This is a genomic window from Sphingomonas sp. RB1R13 (genome assembly GCF_036663775.1).
Classification (GTDB): Bacteria; Pseudomonadota; Alphaproteobacteria; order Sphingomonadales; family Sphingomonadaceae; genus Sphingomicrobium.
This window is the reverse complement of sequence record NZ_JAXOJM010000002.1, coordinates 113,737-136,312: the sequence shown is the minus strand read 5'-3', so window position 1 is coordinate 136,312 and position 22,576 is coordinate 113,737. Positions and strand designations below refer to the sequence as shown.

23 protein-coding genes and 1 tRNA gene are annotated in these 22,576 nt (G+C 64.4%); 12 read left to right on the top strand and 12 right to left on the bottom strand.

The window, feature by feature from the left end:
* Positions 1-25: 25 nt before the first annotated feature.
* Positions 26-943, top strand: coding sequence for a PilZ domain-containing protein (locus U1700_RS06840; protein ID WP_332751387.1), 918 nt, complete (start codon positions 26-28; stop codon positions 941-943).
* Here U1700_RS06840 and U1700_RS06835 read toward each other — a convergent pair.
* Positions 940-2,364 (bottom strand): amino acid permease, encoded by a 1,425-nt coding sequence (locus U1700_RS06835; RefSeq protein ID WP_332751385.1) that lies wholly within the window; start codon positions 2,362-2,364, stop codon positions 940-942. The genes U1700_RS06840 and U1700_RS06835 overlap by 4 nt on opposite strands.
* Before the next feature lie 53 nt (positions 2,365-2,417).
* Positions 2,418-2,627: a hypothetical protein gene (locus tag U1700_RS06830; RefSeq protein WP_332751383.1), complete on the bottom strand. Its 210-nt coding sequence runs from the start codon at positions 2,625-2,627 to the stop codon at positions 2,418-2,420.
* 126 nt (positions 2,628-2,753) lie between these two features.
* Here U1700_RS06830 and U1700_RS06825 point away from each other — a divergent pair, with 126 nt between their 5' ends.
* Entirely contained in the window at positions 2,754-2,936 is a 183-nt protein-coding gene (locus U1700_RS06825) for a hypothetical protein (RefSeq protein WP_332751382.1), read from the top strand.
* Positions 2,937-2,944: 8 nt separating this feature from the next.
* Here the strand turns inward: U1700_RS06825 and U1700_RS06820 are convergent, their stop codons facing one another.
* From U1700_RS06820 to U1700_RS06810, 3 genes are all read right to left on the bottom strand, one after another.
* On the bottom strand, positions 2,945-3,664 hold the full coding sequence (locus tag U1700_RS06820) for an aspartate/glutamate racemase family protein (protein ID WP_332751380.1): 720 nt from the start codon (positions 3,662-3,664) through the stop codon (positions 2,945-2,947).
* A 127-nt stretch (positions 3,665-3,791) separates the two neighbouring features.
* Positions 3,792-5,201 (bottom strand): NAD(P)(+) transhydrogenase (Re/Si-specific) subunit beta, encoded by a 1,410-nt coding sequence (locus U1700_RS06815; protein WP_332752248.1) that lies wholly within the window; start codon positions 5,199-5,201, stop codon positions 3,792-3,794.
* 37 nt (positions 5,202-5,238) lie between these two features.
* Positions 5,239-5,520: an NAD(P) transhydrogenase subunit alpha gene (locus tag U1700_RS06810; RefSeq protein ID WP_332751378.1), complete on the bottom strand. Its 282-nt coding sequence runs from the start codon at positions 5,518-5,520 to the stop codon at positions 5,239-5,241.
* Between the two features lie 152 nt (positions 5,521-5,672).
* Between U1700_RS06810 and U1700_RS06805 the strand changes: the two genes are divergently transcribed.
* Positions 5,673-7,958 (top strand): EAL domain-containing protein, encoded by a 2,286-nt coding sequence (locus U1700_RS06805; protein ID WP_332751376.1) that lies wholly within the window; start codon positions 5,673-5,675, stop codon positions 7,956-7,958.
* A 252-nt stretch (positions 7,959-8,210) separates the two neighbouring features.
* On the opposite strand, the gene U1700_RS06800 is transcribed toward U1700_RS06805, so the two are convergent.
* Both U1700_RS06800 and U1700_RS06795 read right to left on the bottom strand, forming a co-directional pair.
* Positions 8,211-9,335 carry an NAD(P) transhydrogenase subunit alpha gene (locus U1700_RS06800; protein WP_332751373.1) on the bottom strand — a complete coding sequence of 375 codons (1,125 nt, stop codon included), beginning with the start codon at positions 9,333-9,335 and terminating at the stop codon, positions 8,211-8,213.
* A 3-nt stretch (positions 9,336-9,338) separates the two neighbouring features.
* Complete coding sequence (locus U1700_RS06795; RefSeq protein WP_332751371.1) at positions 9,339-9,491, bottom strand: aa3-type cytochrome c oxidase subunit IV; 153 nt, start codon at positions 9,489-9,491, stop codon at positions 9,339-9,341.
* A gap of 133 nt (positions 9,492-9,624) precedes the next feature.
* On the opposite strand from U1700_RS06795, the gene U1700_RS06790 reads away from it, so the two are divergent.
* Positions 9,625-11,058, top strand: coding sequence for a sigma-54-dependent transcriptional regulator (locus U1700_RS06790; RefSeq protein WP_332751369.1), 1,434 nt, complete (start codon positions 9,625-9,627; stop codon positions 11,056-11,058).
* 194 nt (positions 11,059-11,252) lie between these two features.
* On the opposite strand, the gene folP is transcribed toward U1700_RS06790, so the two are convergent.
* The 3 genes from folP to tkt form a co-directional block, all read right to left on the bottom strand.
* Positions 11,253-12,329, bottom strand: coding sequence for a dihydropteroate synthase (gene folP / locus U1700_RS06785; protein WP_332751368.1), 1,077 nt, complete (start codon positions 12,327-12,329; stop codon positions 11,253-11,255).
* Positions 12,330-12,517: 188 nt separating this feature from the next.
* A complete protein-coding gene (gene gap / locus U1700_RS06780; RefSeq protein ID WP_332751366.1) occupies positions 12,518-13,525 on the bottom strand; it encodes a type I glyceraldehyde-3-phosphate dehydrogenase in 1,008 nt (335 codons plus the stop codon).
* Positions 13,522-15,510 carry a transketolase gene (gene tkt / locus U1700_RS06775; RefSeq protein WP_332751365.1) on the bottom strand — a complete coding sequence of 663 codons (1,989 nt, stop codon included), beginning with the start codon at positions 15,508-15,510 and terminating at the stop codon, positions 13,522-13,524. Before tkt ends, gap begins: the two co-directional genes overlap by 4 nt.
* A 126-nt stretch (positions 15,511-15,636) precedes the next feature.
* Here tkt and U1700_RS06770 point away from each other — a divergent pair, with 126 nt between their 5' ends.
* The 5 genes from U1700_RS06770 to U1700_RS06750 all read left to right on the top strand — a co-directional run bounded on the left by U1700_RS06770 (position 15,637) and on the right by U1700_RS06750 (position 18,213).
* Complete coding sequence (locus tag U1700_RS06770) at positions 15,637-15,813, top strand: hypothetical protein (RefSeq protein WP_332751364.1); 177 nt, start codon at positions 15,637-15,639, stop codon at positions 15,811-15,813.
* Positions 15,813-16,154, top strand: a complete 342-nt coding sequence (locus U1700_RS06765; RefSeq protein ID WP_332751363.1) for a cell division protein ZapA — start codon at positions 15,813-15,815, stop codon at positions 16,152-16,154. The genes U1700_RS06770 and U1700_RS06765 overlap by 1 nt, the downstream gene beginning before the upstream one ends.
* Before the next feature lie 153 nt (positions 16,155-16,307).
* On the top strand, positions 16,308-16,901 hold the full coding sequence (locus U1700_RS06760; protein WP_332751362.1) for a 5-formyltetrahydrofolate cyclo-ligase: 594 nt from the start codon (positions 16,308-16,310) through the stop codon (positions 16,899-16,901).
* Positions 16,898-17,095, top strand: a complete 198-nt coding sequence (locus tag U1700_RS06755; protein WP_332751360.1) for a DUF2842 domain-containing protein — start codon at positions 16,898-16,900, stop codon at positions 17,093-17,095. Before U1700_RS06760 ends, U1700_RS06755 begins: the two co-directional genes overlap by 4 nt.
* A 29-nt stretch (positions 17,096-17,124) precedes the next feature.
* Positions 17,125-18,213: a cell wall hydrolase gene (locus tag U1700_RS06750; RefSeq protein WP_332751359.1), complete on the top strand. Its 1,089-nt coding sequence runs from the start codon at positions 17,125-17,127 to the stop codon at positions 18,211-18,213.
* 77 nt (positions 18,214-18,290) lie between these two features.
* Here the strand turns inward: U1700_RS06750 and U1700_RS06745 are convergent.
* Together U1700_RS06745 and U1700_RS06740 are read right to left on the bottom strand one after the other, a co-directional pair.
* A tRNA-Asp gene (locus U1700_RS06745) sits at positions 18,291-18,367 on the bottom strand.
* A gap of 95 nt (positions 18,368-18,462) precedes the next feature.
* Positions 18,463-19,665, bottom strand: coding sequence for an AI-2E family transporter (locus U1700_RS06740; protein WP_332751357.1), 1,203 nt, complete (start codon positions 19,663-19,665; stop codon positions 18,463-18,465).
* 280 nt (positions 19,666-19,945) lie between these two features.
* Here U1700_RS06740 and U1700_RS06735 point away from each other — a divergent pair, with 280 nt between their 5' ends.
* The 3 genes from U1700_RS06735 (at position 19,946) to U1700_RS06725 (ending at position 22,575) form a co-directional block, all read left to right on the top strand.
* Positions 19,946-20,587 (top strand): hypothetical protein, encoded by a 642-nt coding sequence (locus tag U1700_RS06735; protein ID WP_332751356.1) that lies wholly within the window; start codon positions 19,946-19,948, stop codon positions 20,585-20,587.
* A gap of 153 nt (positions 20,588-20,740) precedes the next feature.
* Positions 20,741-22,291, top strand: a complete 1,551-nt coding sequence (locus U1700_RS06730) for a DUF4331 domain-containing protein (RefSeq protein ID WP_332751354.1) — start codon at positions 20,741-20,743, stop codon at positions 22,289-22,291.
* Positions 22,292-22,305: 14 nt separating this feature from the next.
* On the top strand, positions 22,306-22,575 hold the full coding sequence (locus tag U1700_RS06725) for a hypothetical protein (protein WP_332751352.1): 270 nt from the start codon (positions 22,306-22,308) through the stop codon (positions 22,573-22,575).
* Position 22,576 lies beyond the last annotated feature (1 nt).

Below are 22,576 nucleotides of genomic sequence, written 5' to 3'. Positions count from 1 at the left end.
TGCCATGGGGTGCGAGGTCAGACCGATGAACAACATACGCGCAATGCTGTCGGGGAAGACCGTGCCTTCGGCCTCCCTGCTCAGCGAGAAAAGTCCGTCGCGGGCAAAGGGCGATGGGCTCAACGCCGTTCCTGTCCCGCGTGAAGCGACCCGGACCGTCGATCACCGGGGCGAAGACCGCCACCGCCTGACCGGCGAACAGGCGGTCGTCCTGTTCAAGCAGCGACTCCACCCCGTCACGCTGATCAACCTTTCGGGTGGCGGCGCGATGATCGAAGGTGATTTCCAGCCGCGGCTGTGGGACCAGGTCGAGCTGAACCTGGGCGAGCATGGCTCGATCGATTGCGCGGTGCGATGGATCCGCAACGGTCGCTATGGCCTGGAATTTGCCCATGAGACGCAAGTCTTCGCCGACACCGATGCGCTCAATTCACTGTTGGCCGAGGTCATCAGCCGCAGCTTCCCCGAGATTGCGCGAGGCCCCACGCCAGAGCCGATCGTGTCCGCCGCGATCGATGCTGACCCGGCCGACCTCGTTGCACGCCGGACCGCGGCCCGCCACCCGATGATCTGGTCGGGCCATATCCATTATAGCCACGACAGCTACCCGGTGCGCCTCCGCAACATCTCTGCGCAAGGGGCGATGGTCGAAAGCGCCAAGGGCTTTCCGCTCGAATCCGAAGTCTATCTCGACCTCGGCAATGCGGGCAGCCTGTTCGCGCATGTCAGCTGGGTCCACGGGGACCAGGTCGGGCTGTCCTTCGCTCAGCCATTCGATATCGCAAACCTCGCCAAGCATGCCCCCAGTGTCGCCTCGGCACGCTGGTCGCAGCCCGACTATCTGCGCGATGCCGACGCCGACTCGTCGCCATGGGCGTCACAATGGGGTCGCCTATCGGTCGAAGAGCTTAAGCACTCGCTCGAAGGCTTTATCCGCCACTAGGAGGCGCGAGCGCGCTCGGCGCGCGACGAGCCAAAGACGAGATAGAGCACAAGCCCGACGAGGTTCCAGCCGAGGAAATAGGTCTGGGTCCTGATCGGCAGGCTCCAGAACAGATAGGCGCAGCCCAGGATCCCGACGGTACCGACGAGCCACGGCAGCGGGGTGGTGAAGGTTCGCTTGCGACCTGGCTCGCGCCGCCGCATCGCCAGCATTGCCGCACAGACGGCGACAAACGCGGTCAGCGTGCCGGCGTTGGCTAGCGCGGCAATTTCGTTGAGCGGGAAGATCGCTGCGATCACTGCCACGATGATGGCGGTGAAAATGGTAATCCGCACCGGGGTCCCGCGCTTCGACACCCGGGCGAGCCCTTGCGGCAACAGGCCATCGCGCGCCATCGTAAAGAAGATCCGACTCTGCCCGAAGAAGAACGCCAGGATCACCGTCGGCAACGCAATCACCGCTGACAATCCCAGGATTCGCGCCGCCCAGCCCTGACCAATCTCGCGAAGGATCAGCGCCAGTGGTTCGGGCGAATTAGCGAACCGGGTGTAGGCCAGCGCACCGATCGCCGCTGCCGCGACCGCCATGTAGATGGCGACGCACGCCACCATCGACCCGACGATGCCGATGGCCAGGTCGCGGTCGGGATCCTTTGCCTCCTCGGCTGCCGTCGCGATCGCGTCGAAGCCATAGAAGGCAAAAAAGATGATCGCGGCGGCGGCCATCACCCCGACCTCGACCGGCTTGCCGTCGACGCCCACGCCCATGTGGCTGGAAAATCCGTTGGGCATGAACGGGTGGAGATTGGCGCCGTTGAAGGCGCGGAGCGCGACAACGATGAACAGCGCCAGCGCGACCATCTTGAGCGCCACCAGCCATGCGTTGAGCGTCGCGCTTTCGCGGGTCCCCGCAGACAGCAGCGCCGCGACGACCGCAATGATGAACACGGCCGGCAGGTTGACGATGCCGCCAAGCTCGGGCCCGTTCGACAAAGCGGCAGGCAAGCCCATGCCGACGCTCGATAAAAATCCGGCCGCATAGCCCGACCAGCCGACCGCAACCGCGCTCACTACCAGGCTATATTCAAGGATCAGCGACCAGCCGACGATCCACGCGATCAGCTCGCCGAACACGACATAGCTGTAGGTATAGGCCGACCCCGACGCCGGGATCATCGTCGCCATTTCCGCATAAGCGAGCGCGGCACAGGCACAGATCAGACCGGCAATCGCGAATGACAGGATCACCGATGGACCTGCCTTGGCCGCGCCGACCCCGATCAGGGTGAGGATCCCCGTGCCGACAATCGCACCGACGCCGAGGGCAACCAGGTGCGGCCACGACAAGGTCCGCGCCAGCCGGTGGTGCTCGGGCATCTCGTGCGACGGCACGACGATCTTGCGGACGTTCCAATTCTTCATAAGGCTCCCCTGTCCGGGAAGAGCCTAGCGCGGTCCCACGTCAGGGCAACCGACTAGTGGACCGTGCCGACGACCTCATCACTCGCCAGCGTGGCGATGACTCGCTCGATCTGGCGCCAGTGACAGAAACGAGAGACGTTGCCCGCGTCGCGGCTGGCATGGGCCCGCGCAGCGGCTTCGAACCCGGCGTCGTCGCCATAGGTTTCCATCAGGCCCGCGGCATCCGCCAGCGCACCACGGCACGAGATGTAACTGCTTTCCATATCTGCGCTGTTAGCCGCAAAACCTTTGGCGCCTGCTGCACAAGTGTCGTTAGCGGCTCGTCAACCATCGCATTTCGTGCCTCATCTGCTCTGGCGCGGCCCGGGCTGTTCTGTCACAGCCGCCCCATGAATGATCGAAGCACCACCGCCGGCGGGCTGTTCCTGATGCTCGCCATCCTGATCGGCGCCTTCTGGGGTCTTAGCGTCGGCGAACCGATGCTCGGCATCCTGCGCGGCACGGGGATCGGGATAGTGCTTGCGGTCGCGATCTGGATCATCGATCGCCGCCGTCGCGGGACTGATCGCTAGAGAAGCGCTCAGGCGGCTTGGCGCTCGAGTGCCTGCTGTTCGTCAAGGATGAAGTCGACCGCGGCGCGCGAATGGATCGCTGTCGTGTCGTAGACCGGCAACACATTGGCGCGAACGTCGACCGCCAGCACCAGCTCGGTGCAGCCAAGCACGATCGCCTGGACCTTCTGCTTGCCAAGTTCGGTGATCAGCGTCTTCAGCTTGCGCTGGCTGTCGCGCACCACACGGCCCGCGGCGAGCTCTTCGTAGATGATGCGATGGACCTCGTCCTGCCATTCCTTGCTCAGCGAATGGACAATGATCCCCTGCGCTTCATAGGCGGTGCGCGCGAACGGCTCGGTCATGGTGAAGCGCGTGCCGAGCAAAGCGATCCGCGTACGATGCTCGGCGGCCAGCCGGGTCGCGGTGGCCTCGGCGATGTCGATCAGCGGCAGGCGCGTGGCCTCGGCAACCTCGGGCGCAACCTTGTGCATCGTGTTCGACGCCAGCAGCAGCGCATCGCAGCCCGCATCGCGAAGCCTGAGCGCCGCCTCGATCGTGACGCTGGCTACCCCGGCCCAGTCCCCTGCCTGCTGCATCATCGCGAGCGGGGCAAAGTCGAGGCTCTCAATGGCCAGGGGTGCGCTGTGCAGCCCGCCGAGCCGCGCCGCCACCCCGCGATTGATATGGTCATAGTAAAGTGCGGTCGACGACCAGCTAGTCCCGCCGATGATACCAAGCTTCTTCACGTCAGCCATTCCCCGCCAGTCGCCAACGATCCCCATCGCCGACAATGTTCCGGACCAAGGGTAACGATGGGCGGCGTTAATCCAAGACCTTAACGGATCTGATTTGCGTTAATTCGCGTGACGCGTTTCAGGCGAGAGCCTTCACGATCTCGTCGACCATCTTCTTCGCGTCGGACAGCAGCATCATCGTATTGTCGCGGTAGAACAGCTCATTATCGACCCCGGCATAGCCCGCCCCGCCCATCGACCGCTTAATGAACAGCACCGTCCGCGCTTTCTCCACGTCGAGCACTGGCATGCCATAGATTGGCGAGGTCTTGTCGGTCTTGGCCGCCGGGTTGGTGACGTCATTCGCGCCGATGACGAAGGCGACGTCGGTCTGGGCAAACTCGGAATTGATGTCCTCCAGCTCGAACACTTCGTCATAGGGCACGTTGGCCTCGGCTAGCAGCACGTTCATATGCCCCGGCATGCGCCCGGCGACGGGATGGATGGCGTATTTCACCCGCACCCCCTCCTTCTTGAGCAAGTCGGCCATTTCGCGAAGCGTGTGCTGTGCCTGCGCCACCGCCATGCCATAGCCGGGAACGATGATGACCTGGTCGGCCTGCTTCATCAGGAAGGCGGCGTCCTCGGCCGATCCGCGCTTGTAGGGTCGGTCGATGACTTCCCCCGCCGGTCCGCCCGCGACCGCGCCGAAACCGCCCGCGATGACCGAGATGAAGCTGCGATTCATTGCCCGGCACATGATGTAGGACAGGATCGCGCCCGACGATCCGACTAGCGCACCGGTGATGATCATCGCCGTATTGTGGAGGGTGAAGCCCATCGCCGCCGCCGCCCAGCCCGAATAGCTGTTGAGCATGCTGACGACGACCGGCATGTCCGCCCCGCCGATCGGAATGATCAGCAGGAACCCGATCGCGAAGCTGAGTGCGGCGACGGTGAAGAACACCCACGGCGCCTGATCGACGGTGAAGTAGCCGATCAGCCCGAGGATACCGGCCAGCGTGGCGAGATTGATAACGTGGCGTCCGGGCAGCAGGATTGGCTTGCCGCCCATATTGCCGTTCAACTTGAGGAAGGCGATGACAGACCCCGAAAAGGTAATCGCACCGATCGCGACGCCGAGCCCGAGTTCGATGCGGCTGGAATGGTGGATGCCCTCCGCGCCGAGGATTCCGAAGGCATCCGGATTGAGGAACGCGGCAACCCCGACCAGCACCGCCGCAAGCCCGACGAGCGAGTGAAATGCCGCGACCAACTGCGGCATATCGGTCATCTTGATCCGCCGCGCAGTGACAAGGCCGATCGCCGCGCCGATCGCAATGGCGATCGCAATCTCGACGATCGACGCGACGCCGTGGGTCAGCAGGGTCGTGATGACGGCAATACCCATGCCGATCATGCCGAGCCGGTTGCCGCGCTGGCTCGTCACCGGGCTCGACAGGCCGCGCAAGGCGAGGATGAAGCAGGCCCCGGCGACCAGGTAGGCGACGGCAACGATTGACGTCACGGCGTCAGGATTCGGGATCATCGAGTAGATGAAGTCGGTGTGGCGCTGGGCCTCCATCCTAGCGCTCCTTCTTCTTGTACATCGCCAGCATCCGCGCCGTCACCGCGAATCCGCCGAAAATATTGACGCTCGCCAGCACCACCGCGAGCAGGCCGAGCCACTTGGCGCTCGGGCTCCCCGCCGCCGCGCTGGCGATCAGCGCGCCGACAATGATCACGCTCGAAATAGCGTTGGTCACTGCCATCAGCGGGGTGTGGAGCGCCGGGGTCACCGACCAAACGACGAAATAGCCGACGAAACAGGCCAGCACGAAGATCGACAGGATCGAGATGAAGTCCACGATTATTCCCCGGAAATGTTGGCGCCTTGTGCCGCCCGCTTGGCCCGCTGTCGAGGGGTTCGAATTGGCGGTGTTAATCGGGAAAACGGATCAATGTTTCCGAAATCCTAACCTTTTTATCGCTACCCCGCGGGGAGACGAAAAGGACAAGCGTGCCAGAGCCTCGGACCACCTCGGGCAAGACCCGCAAGAAACCGGCTTCCCCGCGCAAGGTTTTGCTGTGGGTAGCACTCGCCGGGATCTTGTGCGGACTGATCGGACTCGGCGAGCCAATCGACCTGCTGGCGCATAACATGCGTGCGATGGTCAACCAGCGGTCGTCGAGCAATAATATCGTGATCATCAAGATCGACGATGCCAGCCTTCGCAGCGTCGGCAACTGGCCTTGGTCCCGCGCCACCCAAGCCAAGCTGGTCGATCGGCTATCGGCGGCCGGCGCTCGCCAAATCGTCTACGACGTCATTTTTTCTTACGCCAATGATCCTAAGGGTGATGCCGCCTTCGTCGACGCGCTGAGGCGGTCGGGGCGCGTGACGCTGGGTGTTCCCCATGTTCAGCAGAACGCGTCGAAAATTCTTCCCGTTTTTCGTCAGTTTGCAAAGGTCGCAGATGTCACCTTGCACTATAGTTGGGACGGTCGGGTCTATAAAATGTTTTATGGCCAGTCGGAGGGGGCGGCACGCCTTCCCAGCCTGTCGACTGCCGCAGCCGGATGGAAGGTTTACCCGAACGGAAGCTATCCGCTCGACTATTCGGTCGACCCGCTCACTTTCCCGTCGGTTTCGGCTGGCGATGTCATCAACGGACGGTTCGATACCAAGCAGATCGCCGGCAAGGTCGCCATGATCGGGACGACCACAGACACGCTTGGCGATCAATTCATCCTTCCTCGATATGGTCGCATTGGCGGCGTCTATATCCATGCGCTCGGCGCCGAGACGCTGATGCGCGGGCGACCGTTGGCGCTCGGCTGGATACCGGCACTGATGCTGGCAGTAATGGTCTGCGCGCTGGTCATTACGCGGCGACGCGCGATCGTCCAGAACTTGGCCTTGCTGGCGACCGCGCTGTTTCTCGTTATCGGCCCGATCCCGCTCGAAGCGAATTTATACTATTTTGACGTCGGACCGGCGATCATCATGCTTGCGGTAATTGCCTGGCACCTCAACTGGTCGCGGATGCGCCAGCGCAGCACGGTCAATGAAGTCAGCGGCTTGCCCAACCTCGTCGCGCTTCGCGCCGACCCGGCCGCGCGCGACCGACCGCTGGTTGTCGCCCGGCTCCACAATTACGCCGAGATCGTATCGGCCCTGCCGACCGAGTCCGAACGTCAATTCGTCGATCAGGTTACCGCCCGGCTGTGCGTGGGCGCTACTGGCCGCAAGCTATTCCACGGCGACGAAGGGCTGTTTGCCTGGTTCGCCGAGCCGAGCATTCCCCTGGGACACCACCTCGAGGCGCTCCACGCCTTGTTCCGCAGCCCGGTCAAGGTCCAGGGCAACCAGTATGACGTGATGGTCAGCTTCGGGGTCGATATCGGCAGCAGCCGCGCACCGGGCAATCGCCTCGGCAGCGCACTGGTCGCCGCCGACGAGGCCGAGACGGAGGGTCTCAAGTGGAAATATCACGACCCCGCCCGGCATGCCGACGCCTCATGGAAATTGTCGTTGCTCAGCCAGCTCGACGATGCCATCGACAAGGGCGAAGTGTGGGTCGCCTACCAGCCCAAGCTGGAGCTTGCGACTGGACAGATCATCGGGGTCGAGGCGCTCGCTCGCTGGACCCACCCCGACAAGGGACCGATCAGTCCGACCGAGTTCATCGGCGCCGCCGAGCAGCATGACCGGATCGAGCGGCTGACCGACTATATCCTCGACCAGGCGGTCGCCGCCGCCGGATCGGGCTATCGCCAGGGTCGGCGACTGTCGCTCGCCGTCAACCTTTCCGCGCGACTGCTCACCGACCAGGATCTGCCCAGCCGCGTCAGCAAATGCCTTGCGCGGCACGGGCTTCCGCCCAGCCTGCTGACCCTCGAACTGACCGAAACCGCCGCGCTTGCCGGCAGCGGGCAGGACATTGAAATGCTCAACCGGTTGCGTGATCTGGGGATCAAGATTTCGATCGACGATTATGGCACCGGCCTGTCGACGCTCGACTATCTCAAGAAAGTCCCGGCGAGCGAAATCAAGATCGACCAGAGCTTCATCAAGTCGCTTCGCGATCATCGCAGCGATCGCGTCATGGTCCAGTCGACTATCGCACTGGCCCACTCGCTGGGCCGAATCGTGGTTGCCGAGGGAGTCGAGGATCGCGAGACGCTGGAGCTGCTGACCAGCATGGGGTGCGACGTCGCGCAAGGGTTCATCATCGGTCGCGCAACTAGTTTTCGTAGCGTTATCAAGCGCCTCAGCGTGGAGCGAGGCCTCCGCGTGGCCTGAAACCTTAACAACTTGCTAACCATTTCGATTAAGGTTAATATCCCCGGGAGGGCGATTTGGGTCGCCTCTTGTAACAAGGGGATTTGCCATGAAGAAAATTCAGACCAAATGGTCGTTTCTCGGCTGGCTGCTGGGCGAAGGCAACGGCAGTGGCGGTTCGAACGGCTAAGCCTGTCAATAACGCCTTCGGGCAAAACAAAAGCCGCCTCGCGAGAGGCGGCTTTTTTATTGCCTGCAGTTCGGGCGACAGGGTCAGGCGGGGACCAGCAGCCGCTCGCTGACGACCTTGCCGTCCTTGGTCAGCCGGACCGCCTTAACAATCTCGTCCTCATCGGCCAGCAACGGCCGTCCCGCTTCCTTGTCCCAGAAGGAACTGAGGAAATTATACAGGTTGCGCGCGAACAGCGCGGATGAATCCGCCGCCAGTGTCCCCGCCAGGTTGCGCGCGCCGATAATCGTGACGCCATGGACCATGACCGTTTCGCCTGCGACGCAGCCTTCGACATTGCCCCCGGCTTCCGCCGCCAGGTCGACGATCACGCTTCCGGCGCGCATCGTCGCCAGCTGTGCGTCACTGACCAGTCGCGGCGCGGGGCGTCCCGGGATCAGCGCGGTGGTGATGACGATGTCCTGTTTCGCAATGTGGCTCGACACGAGCTCGGCCTGCGCCGCCTTATACTCGTCGGACGTCTCGCCGGCATAGCCGCCTGCGCCCTCGCCTTCGATCCCGGCGACATTCTCGACGAAAATTGGCTTGGCACCGAGCGACTGGATTTGCTCGCGGGTGGCAGAGCGGACGTCGGTTGCACTGACCTGGGCGCCCAATCGGCGACCGGTGGCGATCGCCTGCAAGCCCGCGACGCCGACCCCCATGACGAACAGCTTGGTCGGGCTGATCGTGCCTGCTGCGGTCATCATCATCGGGAAAGCACGGCCAAAGGCCGAGGCGGCGTCGACGACAGCCTTGTAACCGGCGAGGTTGGACTGCGACGACAAGATGTCCATCGACTGGGCGCGGGTGATGCGTGGCATCCACTCCATCGCCAGCGCTTCAAGCCCGGCGTCAGCATAGGCCTTGATCGCCTTGCCGCGCCGCACCGGGTCGAGCGCACCGACGATCAGGGCGCCACGTTTCGCCCCGGGCAAGTCGTCCGGTCCCGCGATACACAGGATGATGTCGGCGTCGGCGAGCAATGCCGAACGTTCCTCGATCGTCGCCCCTGCCTCGGCAAAGGCGGCGTCGGAAATGCTTGCCCCCTCGCCTGCCCCGCGTTCGACCGCGACGCTGGCGCCGAGCGCGATGAACTTCTTGACCGTCTCGGGGATCGCGGCGACGCGCGCCTCGCCGGAGGCTTCCTTGAGGACCGCGACTTTCAACGACTAGCTCGAGATGATCAGGACGACGATCGCGGTGATGATCGCCACGACGATCGTCGACATCTTCAGCACCTTGATGAAACCGTCATAATTGCGGACGTGGGCGGGCTGGTCCATGCCACTTTCGGCCGATGATTGTGTCTGGTCGGCGACCATGGGCTGGCTCCTTTGCGCAAATATATTTCGATGTGGCCATATCAAGCCAATGCCCGCTCCCCAAGCGGTTTTAAGCGTATGGGTGAACGAGCAGCTTAAGCGGACCTTTACCTGTCGCGGCTACAGCCTCCCGATGCGTGACGAAACCCATCGTTCCCTCCTGCTGGTCGAAGCCGACGCTGCCGAGCGGCGGCTGGTAACGGCGATTGCCGCCCGCGCCGGGTGGAGCGTGGTCGGCGCGGCGGATACCGAGACCGCAGTCGGGCTGCTGCAAGGGCCGCACGGTCGCGAGGTCCAGGCCGCGTTGCTGTCGAGCTGGCGTCACGATGACGGACCCGCGCTGATCGCCGCGCTTCGCCAGAGGCGCTCGACGCTGCCGGTACTGGTTCTGGCTGACGCTGCCGATCCGTCGGTCGCGCTGGAGGCGATGCGCGCCGGGGCTTCGGACTATCTGGTCAAGCCGGTGGCGCCCGAGCGGCTGCTCGATGCGCTCGCCGCCAATGCTGACCGTCGCCGTGCGGCCGGTGAGCTGGCGCCACTGTCCGAGAAGCTGCTCGAGCCACTTCCGCTCGAAGAGCTGGTCGGCGCCGCGCCTGATTTCCGTGCCGCCCTTGCGGTCGCGGCCAAGGCGGCGCGCAATCGCTTGCCGATCCTGATCATCGGCGAGCCGGGATCGGGCAAGGAGACTTTTGCCCGCGCGATCCACGCCGCATCGCTCCGCGCCCGCTCCAGCCTCGTCACGCTCGACTGCAAGGCGGTGCCGGCCAATATCGTCGACAGCGAGCTGTTCGGCCATGTTCCCGGCGCCTTTCCCGGTGCCTTTGCCGAAAAGGTCGGACGAATGGTCGCGGCCGATGGCGGCACGCTGCTGCTCGACGAAGTCGGTGCGCTGCCCGAGGAGACGCAGGCCGCGCTCGACCGGGTGCTGGCGACCGGCGAAGTTCGTCCGGTCGGGTGCAACGGATCGACCTCGGTCGATGTGCGGCTGATCGCCACCTCGTCGCGCCCGGTGCTGGACAAGCTCCATCCGGGGCTTGCCTCACGGCTCGGGTCGACCACGGTGACCCTGCCCGCGCTTCGTGATCGGAGCAGCGATATCCCGGCGCTTGCCCGCCACTTGCTTGCCCGCCACGCCCGCCAGCCGGGGATGCGCAGCCTTTCGATCGGCAATGACGCGCTCGCCATATTGATGCGCTATGGCTGGCCGGGCAATGTCCGCCAGCTCGCCGGAGTGCTGTTCCGCGCCGCGCTCGTCGCCGAGTCTGGGCTGACCGCCGAGCATTTCCCGCACATCGCGATCCAGTCGCGATTCTCGGGTCGCGCCAATGACTTCGCTCCCCAATTGAGCGCCTCGACGCAGGAGTCGGCGCTGGCCGCTGCCTCCCCCGTCACCCTGTTCCGCCCCGACGGCCATGTCCGCAGCATGGACGATATCGAAGCCGACGTGATCCGCCTGGCAATCGGCCATTACCGTGGCCGGATGACCGAAGTCGCGCGGCGGCTGGGGATCGGGCGGTCGACGCTGTATCGCAAGCTGGGTGAGCTCGGGATCGATACCGCGGCCTGAATCAAGGCCGTAGGCGGGGGCGAATGTTCACACATGTTCGCGGTGATGACGACGTTTTCGAATTATTGATTATTTGAAAATCGAAAAACCGCGTTCAACAATACGATGATGCCGTTTAGCTGGGCGCGATCGGTGCGACTCGGCTTGACTCGTGTGTTTCACAAACGGAGTGCTGTAGGACAGTTAATTCGACGTCAGACCCTTGGGGTGAGGGCCTGATCCCGCATGCCGCGCCACACCCTGAGCGCCTGCACGGTCTCGGGGACGTCGTGGACGCGCAGGAGCTGGGCGCCTTGTTCGGCGGCTTTCAGCGCGAAGGCGAGGCTTCCGCCGAGGCGTTCGGCGGGCGGGGCTTCGTTGGAAAGGGCGCCGATGGTTCGCTTGCGACTGGCGCCGAGCACGATCCCGCAGCCCAGGCCGTGGAGCAAGGCGAGGCCGTTCATCAGTTCAAGGTTGTGCGCGACCGACTTGCCGAAGCCGAAACCGGGGTCAACGAGGATGTTGGCGCGCGCTATTCCGGCTTCGAGCGCGCAATCGATGCGATCCTCAAGCCATTCATATATCTCGACCAGCACGTCGTGATAGCGCGGGGCGTCTTGCATCGAGGTCGGGTCGCCCTGGTGGTGCATCAGGACGACGGGCACGCCGGCTGCCGCGACGACGCCGGGCATACGGTCGTCATAGGTCAGCCCCGAGACATCGTTGATCATCCGCGCTCCGGCGGCGAGTGCGGCTTCGGCGACGGCGGCCTTGCGGGTGTCGATCGAGACCGCGGCGCCGCCCGAGGCGAGCTGGCGGACGACGGGGTCGACGCGCTTGATCTCGTCGCCTTCCCAGACGGTCTTGGCGCCGGGACGGGTCGATTCGCCGCCGACATCGAGGATGGCCGCGCCGTGGATGGCCATTGCCGAGCCGGCGTCGGCGGCATCGGCGGGCGCAGCGAACTGGCCGCCGTCGGAGAAGCTGTCGGGGGTGATGTTGACGATCCCCATGACCTGCGGCTGGTCGAGGCGGACGGTGCGATCGCCAAGCTGGAGCGGGGCGCGGGCGGTGGTCAGTCGGGCCCAGGTCGCGGCCATTTCATCGTCGAAGCGGGCCTCGATCCCCTCGACGGGGACAAGCTCGCTCGACAGGCGGCGACCATATTCGACGGTGAGCAATTCGGCCGAGGCGAACCAGGCGAGCCCGCCAGCGAGCCGGGCGAGCTTGCCGTCATGGCCGAACGGGGAGTCAACGAAGCCGGTCGGGCGGATGAGGGTGCGGGTGGTCATCGGTTAAGAGGCTTTCATTGCGAATGAGGCGAAGCAACCCGGTATCCGCTGGGTTGCTTCGCTGCGCTCGCAATGACGGTGAGGAGCATGGCCTCAATTCGTCGTTGCGAGGAGCGGAGCGACGAAGCAATCCATCATTGAAGAACTGGGTTGCTTCGCTGCGCTCGCAATGACGATGGGCATGGGGGTCAGCCCAGCTTGCTCATGGCTCCGGCGGTGTCGACCATGCGGTTCGAGAAGCCCCATTCATTGTCGTACCAGCTGAGCACGCGGACCAACTTGCCTTCGAGCACGGCGGTTTCGAGGCTGTCGATGGTCGAGCTGGCGGCGTCGTGGTTAAGATCGATTGAGACGAGCGGCTCGTCGGTGTAGGCGAGGATGCCCTTCAAAGGCCCGCTTTGGCTCGCCGCCTTGAGGATCTTATTGACCTCCGCGACGCTGGTGTCGCGGCCTGGCGTGAAGGTGAAATCGACCACGCTGACGTTGGGCGTCGGCACGCGGATCGACGAGCCGTCGAGCTTGCCCTTGAGTTCCGGGAGCACCTCGCCGACCGTTCGGGCGGCACCAGTCGTGGTCGGGATCATCGACATGGCGGCGGCGCGGGCGCGGCGCATGTCGGGGTGGATCTGGTCAAGGATTTTCTGGTCGTTGGTGTAGCTGTGGATGGTCGTCATCAGCCCGCGCTCGATGCCGATGGCGTCGTTGAGCACCTTGGCCAGCGGGGCGAGGCAATTGGTGGTGCACGAGGCGTTGGAGACGATCTTGTGTTCGGCCGACAATTTGTCCTGGTTGACGCCGAACACGACCGTCAGGTCGACATTCTTGCCGGGCGCCGAAATGAGGACGCGCTTGGCGCCCGCGTCGAGATGCTTCTGCCCGCCCGCGCGATCGGCGAAGAAGCCGGTGCATTCCAGGGCGATGTCGATGCCGTTGGCGGCGTGGGGCAGGTTGGCGGGGTCACGCTCGGCGGTAACATGGATGCGCTTGCCGTTGACGATGATGTCGTTGCCGTCGGCCTCGACCGTGCCCGCGAACGGCCCGTGGACGCTGTCCCGCTTGAACAGCATGGCGTTGGATTTCGCGTCGGCGAGATCGTTGATCGCGACCAGTTCAAGGTCATGGTCGGTGCGTTCGAGGATGGCGCGGGCGACGAGGCGGCCGATGCGTCCGAAGCCGTTGATGGCAACCTTGGTCATAGCATATCCCTTTGGCTGAGGAGCGCGGTGACGCGCTCGGTAATCTTGGGGGCGGTGAGCCCAAATTCTTCGTAGAGATCGGGCGCCGGAGCCGAAGCGCCGAAGCGGTCGATGCCGATGCGCAGGCCGTGAAGGCCGGTGTAGCGTTCCCAGCCGATGGTCGTCCCCGCCTCGATCGAGACGCGGAGGATCTGCCGGTTCGAGACGTCGGGCAGGATATCGTCGCGATATTCGTCGGACTGAAGGTCGAAACGGTCGGTCGAGGGCATTGAGACGAGATCGGTGCCGATGCCGCGCGCTTCAAGGGCGTCGGCGACGTCCCGCGCGATTTCGACTTCGGAGCCGGTGGCCAGCAGGATGACCTTGCGCGAGGCAGTCGCGGCGCGGAGGCGGTAGGCACCCTTGGCCGAGAGGTTTTCCGCTTCCTCGACGAGGCGCATCGGTTCGAGATTCTGGCGCGAGAGGGCGAGCAACGAGGGGCCTTCGTCGGCGAGCGCGGCGGCCCAGCATTCGGCGGTCTCGACCGCGTCGCACGGACGATAGACGGCGAGGCCGGGGATGACTCGCAGGCTTTGCAGATGCTCGATCGGCTGGTGGGTCGGGCCATCCTCGCCAAGCCCGATCGAATCATGGGTCATGACGTAGATCACGCGGGCTTTCTGAAGCGCGGAAAGGCGGATCGCGGGGCGGCAATAGTCGCTGAACACGAGGAAGGTGCCGCCATAGGGGACGATGCCGCCGTGGAGCGCCATGCCGTTCATCGCCGCGGCCATGCCGAATTCGCGGATGCCGTAATAGACGTAGCGGCCGCCATAGTTGCTGGCGTCGAGCGGGACCTGCGACTTGGTCTTGGTGTTGTTCGAGCCGGTGAGGTCGGCCGACCCGCCGATGGTCGCGGGGATGGCAGTGTTGATCGCTTCCAGCGCCATTTCGGACGCCTTGCGGGTGGCGACCTTGGGGGGCTTGGCGAGCAGGCCGGCGATATAAGGTTTCAGCCAGCTGTCGTCGCAGTGGCCGGCGAGGCGGGCTTCGAAATCGGCGCGCTTGTCGCTGGCGGCGAGGCGCTTTTGCCACGCGGCGTGGTCGGTCGCGCCGCGTGCGCCGGCTTTGCGCCACGCGGCGAGAATGTCGTCGGGGATGGTGAATTCGGTCGGGGCGAGGCCGAGTTCCTTGCGGGCGAGCGCGACTTCGTCCTTGCCCAGCGCCGCGCCGTGGCTGCCGGATGTGCCTTGCTTGTTGGGTGCGCCATAGCCGATGATCGTCTTGCAGCGGATGAGCGTCGGGCGCTCGTCGGCGCTGGCTTTCTCGATCGCCTGCGCGACCTTGCCCGCGTCGAGCCCGTCGCATTCGATCGTCTGCCAGCAGCAGGCGGCGAATCGCGCCATGACGTCTTCGTTGCGGCTGAGGTCGGTCGAACCGTCGATGGTGATTCGGTTGTCGTCCCACAGCACGATCAGCCGGCCAAGCTTCAAGTGGCCGGCGAGCCCGACGGCCTCATGGTTGATGCCCTCCATCAGGCAGCCGTCACCGGCGATGACGAAGGTGCGGTGGTCGACCAAGTCGTCGCCGTAGACGGCGTTGAGGTGGCGCTCGGCGATCGCCATGCCGACCGCCATGGCGAGGCCCTGCCCGAGCGGGCCGGTGGTCGCCTCGACCCCGGCAAGCTCGAAATTTTCGGGGTGGCCGGCGCAGGGGCTGTGCAGTTTCCGGAAATTGCGGATGTCGTCAATCGTCGGCCGGGCATAGCCGGTGAGATAAAGCGCGGCGTAGATCAGCATCGAGCCGTGGCCCGCCGACAGCACGAAGCGGTCGCGATCGGGCCAGTGGGGATCGGCCGGATCATATTTCAGGTGGCGCGTGAACAGCGCGGTAGCGGCGTCGGCCATGCCCATCGGCATTCCGGGATGCCCCGAATTGGCGGCCTCGACGGCGTCCATCGAGAGGGCCCGGATGGCATTGGCTAGCTGGCGTTGGGTCGGCTGCATGACACCTCGTGTCGGCCGCCCGCCCCTGCCGGCTGGCCGATGAGTTGGTGCCTATTGTCGCTCGGCTGCGGAGCGTCAACCGGGGGGCGCCTTGCCGGTCGGAATTAACCGGCGTAGTCGCTGCTCATGAACCCGTCGCCGCTCTCCCTGGCCCTCGACCGTGCCGAGCGCGCAATCGGCCGTATCGAACAGTCCGCGCGCCATGCGCACATCGCCCGTGGCCGCGAGGTGGAATTGCGTGAGAAGGTGCAAGGGGTGGTCGCCGAGCTCGACGAGATGATTCGCAGCGCGGGGGGCCGCTGATGGCCGAGGTCGAACTCACGATCGCCGGGCGGTCGTATCGCGTGGCGTGCCGGACTGGCGAGGAGGACACGCTGCGCGCCGCTGCCGCGATGGTCGACGGCAAGAGCCGCGAGGCGCTCGCCGGACTGGGGTCGATGACCGAGTCGCGGCAATTGCTGTTCGCGTCGCTGCTGCTGGCGGACCAGTTGCTCGACAAGAAAAAAGAGGCGGGGTTCGTGGCCGAGCCCCAGCCCCCGATTGCGCCTGAGCCCGACCCGGAACTGGCCGCGCGAATCGACCGGCTCGCCGAGCGGCTGGAAGGTTTGGCGGATCTTCTTGAGAAAGACCCGACAAAGGACTAAATAGGGTCTGACGGGAACTGCTAGGTACGAGCTTCGGACATCCCTGAGGCGATTATCTATCCTAGGGGGCTGGCCCTCGCCGGATCCTGGTCCGGTGTATCTGGTCCCCACCTGACGTTTGTGGCGTCAGAGGATTTCCTGCAAACGGCCATTGTGGTCCCGTCACCTCCCCTGTTCGATTCGGCGTCAGCCAAGCAGTCCCTGCGCCGGACGACGCGCGCCGCGCGCCGCGATTATTTTGCCGGTCTGGGAATCGAGGAGCGGGCTGCGCTGCAGTCGCGGCTGGTCGATCATTTGCTGCCCGAACTGCACGGTCGGAAGTGCGTCGCGGCCTATGCCCCGCGCGGAAGCGAAATCGACCCGCAGATGCTGCTTTGGCACGCCGGCAATGCGCTGATCAGTGGCGCCTATCCCGCCTTTGACGACGCGACGTCGCCGATGCGCTTTCGCTCGGGTCAATGCGCCGAGGATTGCCCCGTCGGCGGGGTCCAGCCGCCGCATCAGGCAAAAATCGTCGAGCCCGACCTGGTGCTGGTGCCGTTGCTGGCGGTCGACCGGACGGGTAATCGCCTGGGGCAAGGCGGTGGCCACTACGACCGTGCGCTGGTCGAATTGCGGGCGAAGGGGGCCCGTATCATCGGCGTCGGCTGGGCCATGCAAATGCTCGACACGCTGATCCCCGCCGAGCCATGGGATGTTTGCCTGGATGCCTTTGCATCGCCCGAAGGATTGAGGAATTTTCGATGACCAGAGGTTCGCGGACGATCATCGGAGTGTTCAGCATAATCGGGTTGATCGGGCTGATCGGGCTGGTCGTGGCGGCCTTTGCCAATTGGATCGCGCCATGGCCGATCTGGGCGCAGAGCCTGTTCTACCTGGGCGCCGGACTGGTCTGGCTGTTGCCGCTGAAGCCGCTACTCGTGTGGATGAATAAGACTTGATTCCAATGGCTTGACCGCTAGTAGTTGAAATGGCCGTGTTAGTGGCCTACATCAGCACGATCATGCTTTCGCGACATTTTCACCAGCCCTTGCGGCTTGCGCACGCATATCCGCGCGAGGCTGGGATTGCGCTGGCGGCGCTGATTTTCAGTGCCGCGGCAATGGCGACGGTGGTGACCGCGCCGACCTCAATGGATCAGCGTGCGGCAAGGATGCTGACGCCAGCGTCGGCCGCGCCGCCGATGGTACCCGACATGACGATCCAGACGGTTGCGCCCGACAAGGCGGTCGAGCTCAACAATGAAATCCCGCTCAGCGCCGCCTCAGGCCCCGCTGCGCAGCCGTTCGCGGTAGCTGGCGCGAGCCTGGCATCGCGGACCGCGGCGCTGACCTGCCTGGCGCAGGCGATCTATTATGAGGCGGGCAACGAGAGCGAGGAAGGCCAGCGTGGGGTCGCTCAGGTCATTCTCAACCGGGTCCGCCACCCGGCCTTCCCGGCGAGTGTGTGCGGGGTGGTCTATCAGGGATCGACCCGCCCGACCGGATGCCAGTTCACCTTTACCTGCGACGGGTCGCTCGATCGCCGTCCCGACCTTGCTGGATGGAACCGCGCGCGCCGCGTGGCCGGTGATGCGCTGCACGGAACGGTTGCGGGCGGTGTGGGCTATGCGACCCATTATCACGCCAATTATGTCCTGCCGACCTGGGCGCACACGCTGGCCAAAAGCGACGTGATCGGCGCGCACCTATTCTATCGCTGGGCGGGCAATTGGGGCCAGCCGGCGGCGTTCGTGCAGCGCTATGCCGGGCGCGAGGCCAGTGCCGATGCCCTTCGTTCGCAGGCGCTGGCGTCGCATGCTGCCTATATTGCCGCCGGGATGCCGACGGCGGGGCATCCGGTCGCTCCTGCGGCGATGACCGCGCGCGATGCGGTCGAGCAGGCGGTCGCGTCGGGCTTGCCAGTGACGCAGAAGGCCGACGGGCTGGTCAATCTGCACTTCGGCCTGAAGGCGCGCGCTGCAGTCGAAACGGCGATCGCAAAGCCGCGCCCTTCCGAGACTAAAGGCGTGACCGATGCGGGCGCTCCGGCGGCCGACGAAAAGCCGCTCGGAAGCTAAAGTCGCGACGCCGCGCGCGCCTGCTCAGCCGCGCGCGCCTGCTCAACAGATATTCATGTGAAACCATCCCGCGAGGATGGCGCGAGTGACGGGGCTCGAACCCGCGACCTCCGGCGTGACAGGCCGGCGCTCTAACCAACTGAGCTACACCCGCGAACTGACCTCGATCGGCTCCGGTGGGCGGGCAACTAGGGTAGGCCCCCTGCCCTGTCAACAACGGCAAGCGCGGATTGCGCCGCATTTCCCACGTTAATTGTCGCTCGCCTCGTCATCGTCACCGACGTGCGTGAGCACCCCGTCTTCGAACAGGAAGCCGGCGATATCGGGGGTGCCGGCGGCGGAGAAAATCGTCTTGATGATGATCAGCAGCGGGACCGCCAGCAAGGCACCGGTCGTGCCCCACACCCATGCCCAGAAACTGAGCGAGACGAGGATCAGGAGCGGGTTGATCTCAAGCTTGCGGCCGACCAGCGAGGGGGTGAGGACGTTCGCTTCGATGAGGTGCATGCCGAGAAAGATTGCCGGGGGCAGCATCGCCGACCAGACGTCGGGAAACTGCATTAGCCCGCCAAAACTGAGCAGCAGGACGCAGGCGATCGGGCCGAGATAGGGGATGTAGTTGAGCACCGCGACGATGCCGCCCCACATCATCGGCGAATCCATCCCCAGGAAGAATAATATGGTCGCGGTGATGATACCCATGCCGATGTTGATCAGCGTGATCGTGCCGAGGTAGGTCGAGGTTGCCTCGACCACCTGCTGGATGACGCGGGCGGTGGTCAGCGCCCCTTCGAAGCTGCCGCGGCTGACGATCGTGCGCTTGCGCATCGCGGTCCAGCCGGCGAGGAAGAAGAAGATCACCAACAGCGCGAAGAAGGTCTGGATCAACAGGTGCGGCGCCTGGGTGGTGATGGTGTCGATCCAGCTGTTGGTGGTTTCCAGCCGAACGGTACGGACCGACTTGGCCGGCGCCGTGGCGATTTGAGCGGTGGTGCTGTCGATCCACCGCTGGAGTGACTTGTAGAGACTGACCAGCGGGTCAAGCGTGTGGCGGACCTGGCCGATGCGTTGCGGAATGCGCTGGACCCAGTCCATCGCGGGAAGGACAATCGAGGCGAGCGCGAAGATGCTGACGCCGAGGAATAATGTGACGCACAGGGTGGCGGCGAGCGTCGACGGCACGCCGCGCCGCTCGAACCATTCGAGCAAGGGCACCAGGGCGATGGCGATGACCATGGCGGCCGTGACGGGCAGGAAGAATTCAGCCCCGCCCTTGAGCGCGAAGGGAATCGCCAGGATCAGGCCAATCCCCGCGATGAGGGTCAGCGAGGCGAGCAAGCGGACCCGCTTCAGCCCGACATGTTCGAGATCCTGTTCATGCCCGGCAAGCTGGGCGGCCGTGGGATGAGCCCGGGGCGGAAGGGGTTCGGAAGTGGGGGGCAAGACGTCCATCGGTCGATCATAGGCAGCAGCAGCGCGCGGGGCCAGCCTGTCGCAGCGATCCGTCGTCAGTGCGGCTGATTAATTGGCGGGACGGCGGCCGGCCAAGTTTTAAGTTGTTGAAATTTTTGCTGCGCAACGCTCACCATCGCGCATGCACGTACGAGCGACACCAGACGAGGAGCGATCGGTTTCGGCCAGCAGGACACCTGCTTTCGATGGCCATGCGTCGCGGCGGATCGCCCTTCTGGCATCGATCATCGCTGCCCATATCCTGATCATCGCGTGGCTGATGACTCATGCGGCGCCGGAGAAGGCGCAAGCGGCGGGCCGGGAAACGATCATCTCGATTTCATTGTCGCCGGGCGATCGTGCATCCGCACAGCCGAAAAAGCCCGTCCAGCGTCCGAAGGTGGCGGTTCTCAAGCCGGTGCCTCCTCCCCTGATCGCAATGCCAAGCATTTCGCCGGCGGCCGCTGATACAGCGGACGCGGGTGATGCGGGGGTCGCCGGCGGTGGGCGCGTTTGTCAGCTGTCGGTCGATGCCGCAGCGGCAATTCAACAAGACCCGATGGCAATGGCCGAACTTGCCGCCCTGCCGCCGGGTGTGCGCTCGGGCGCGGATGCAGTGATGCTGTGGAACGGAAAGTGGTTCGACCAGCAGATCCCTGTCCCGGCACCGACCGCGACCGGTGCGGTTTCGATAAACAGTAGCCTGCGTCTCGCAATCGAGAAGATGGTGATTGCCGCCCCCACAGAATGCCGCGACGAAGCCATGGTCGGGCCGGTGTTCGTTCCGATCCCCGAGGGCGATCGGACAACGTTGCTGGCCATCGGTTCTGGCGCGTGGCGGTGGTCGGACTTGCTTGCTCTCTCCGCACTCTGCCCAGGCGGCGATCCCTCGCTCTGTCCGGCTGCGCTTAAATCTCCGTAAGCACACAATTATATTAACATTGGCCGGAATGTTTCCGCGCCAATTGAACCCTTTTTTTTGTCCAGCCGTATTTGCGTGGAGAACAAGTGCGCCAAGGGAGGCTCAGCAATGACGAGTAGCTTTAGGATTAAGTCCGCTGTGGGATTGGCGGCCATGATGATGGCCAGCACCGCAATTGCATCGAGCCACCGCGAGGCGCCGGGTATCACCAAGATGCCCAAGGTCGATAATACCGACGTCTATGCGTTCCAGAGCTACGAGACAGGTCGCGCCGGTTACACGACGCTGATCGCCAACTTCCAGCCAGGCGAGAATCCCGGCGACGGTCCCAACTATTACACGATGGACCCCGACGCGATCTACGAGATCCACGTCGACAATGCTGGTGATGCGAAAGAGCATCTGACGTTTCAGTTCAAATTTACCAATTCGCTGAAGAACGACACCGGCAAGACGGTAACCGTCGGCGGCAAGGTGCTGCCGATTGCGCTTCGCCATATCGGGCCGATTTCGGCTCCGCTCGACGCAAACCTGGGCGAGGACGAGCAATATACGCTGACCCTGGTGACCGGTGATCGCCGCACGGGAACGAAGGCCGCAGTGACCAACGCCAGTGGCGGCGGGTCGACCTTCGTCAAGCCGTTCGACAATGCCGGCAACAAGTCGGTCCCCAACTATCCGGCCTACGCCAACCAGTTCATTTATAATGTGGCCATCCCGGGCTGTTCGGGACAAGGGCGGGTATTCGCCGGCCAGCGCCAGGAAGCGTTTGCGGTCAACCTTGGCCCGGTTATGGATCTGGTGAATTTCGTGCCGATCGAGGGCAGCATCGTCCAGAGCGACGCCAACCAGGAGCTGATCGGCAAGAAGAACGTCACGACGCTGGCGATCGAAGTACCGACGACCTGCCTGGTCGGAACATCGACGGCGGCCAACGGGGTGATCGGCGTGTGGTCGACCGCCAGCCTGCCGCAGGCCAAGCTGCACAAGCCCAACCCGACCTACAAGAACCCGACTCTGTCGGGTGGCGCCTACACCCAGGTGTCGCGTCTTGGCATGCCGCTGGTCAACGAGGTGGTCATCGGCCTGCCGCAGAAGGATTTGTTCAACGCCGCCAAGCCGACGCAAGACGGTGCATTGGCGGATTATGTGACCAATCCGACCTTCCCGGCGATTCTGGAAGTCCTGTTCGGCAGTGCCGGGATCAAGGCGCCGACCAACTTCCCGCGTAACGATCTGGTCGCGACCTTCCTGACGGGTATCAAGACGCTCAACCAGTTGCCTGCGGTAACTGCGTCCGAAATGATCCGCCTCAATACGAAGGTCACGCCCACCCCTGCTGCTTCCCAGAATTCACTGGGCGTGGCCGGCAATGATCTGGCAGGCTTCCCCAACGGTCGCCGTCCGGGTGATGACGTCGTTGACGTCGTGCTTCGGGTCGCGATGGGTCGGCTTTGCTATCCCGTGCCGATCGCCGGTGTTCCGACCGACCTTGGCCTGTGCAAGCCGGCCGACGCTCCGTCGGGCCAGGTGCCCTTTACGGATGGTGCGCCCAGCAATGCCATGGGTACCTATGTCGGAGCGTCGGGTAATACCGGGGCAAACGCGGGTTATGTGACCCCGTCGACCCCGTATCTCCAGCAGACCTTCCCGTATCTGGCGCCTCCGCTGCGCGGCTCGCCGCGTCCGCAGAACCAGCCGTGAGGGGAGACAAGAGCATGACCAAGAAGCAACTAGTGCAACGCGCACTGATCGGAACTGCACTAGCCCTTCCCCTCGCCGCTTGCGGCGGGGGGGGCGGCAGCAGCGGAGGAGGGGATACGGTAATTACCCCGCCAGTGGTGGTCACGACCGCCCAGGAGGACAAGTTCGGAATCCCGTTCGGGATGGACTTTCGCGCGGCGATGAATTCGGAGCCGGCTCCCGTGATGGATGGTGACATAGTTCCAGTGTCGCTGTCCACCGAGCCGATCGACATCACGCCGTAGC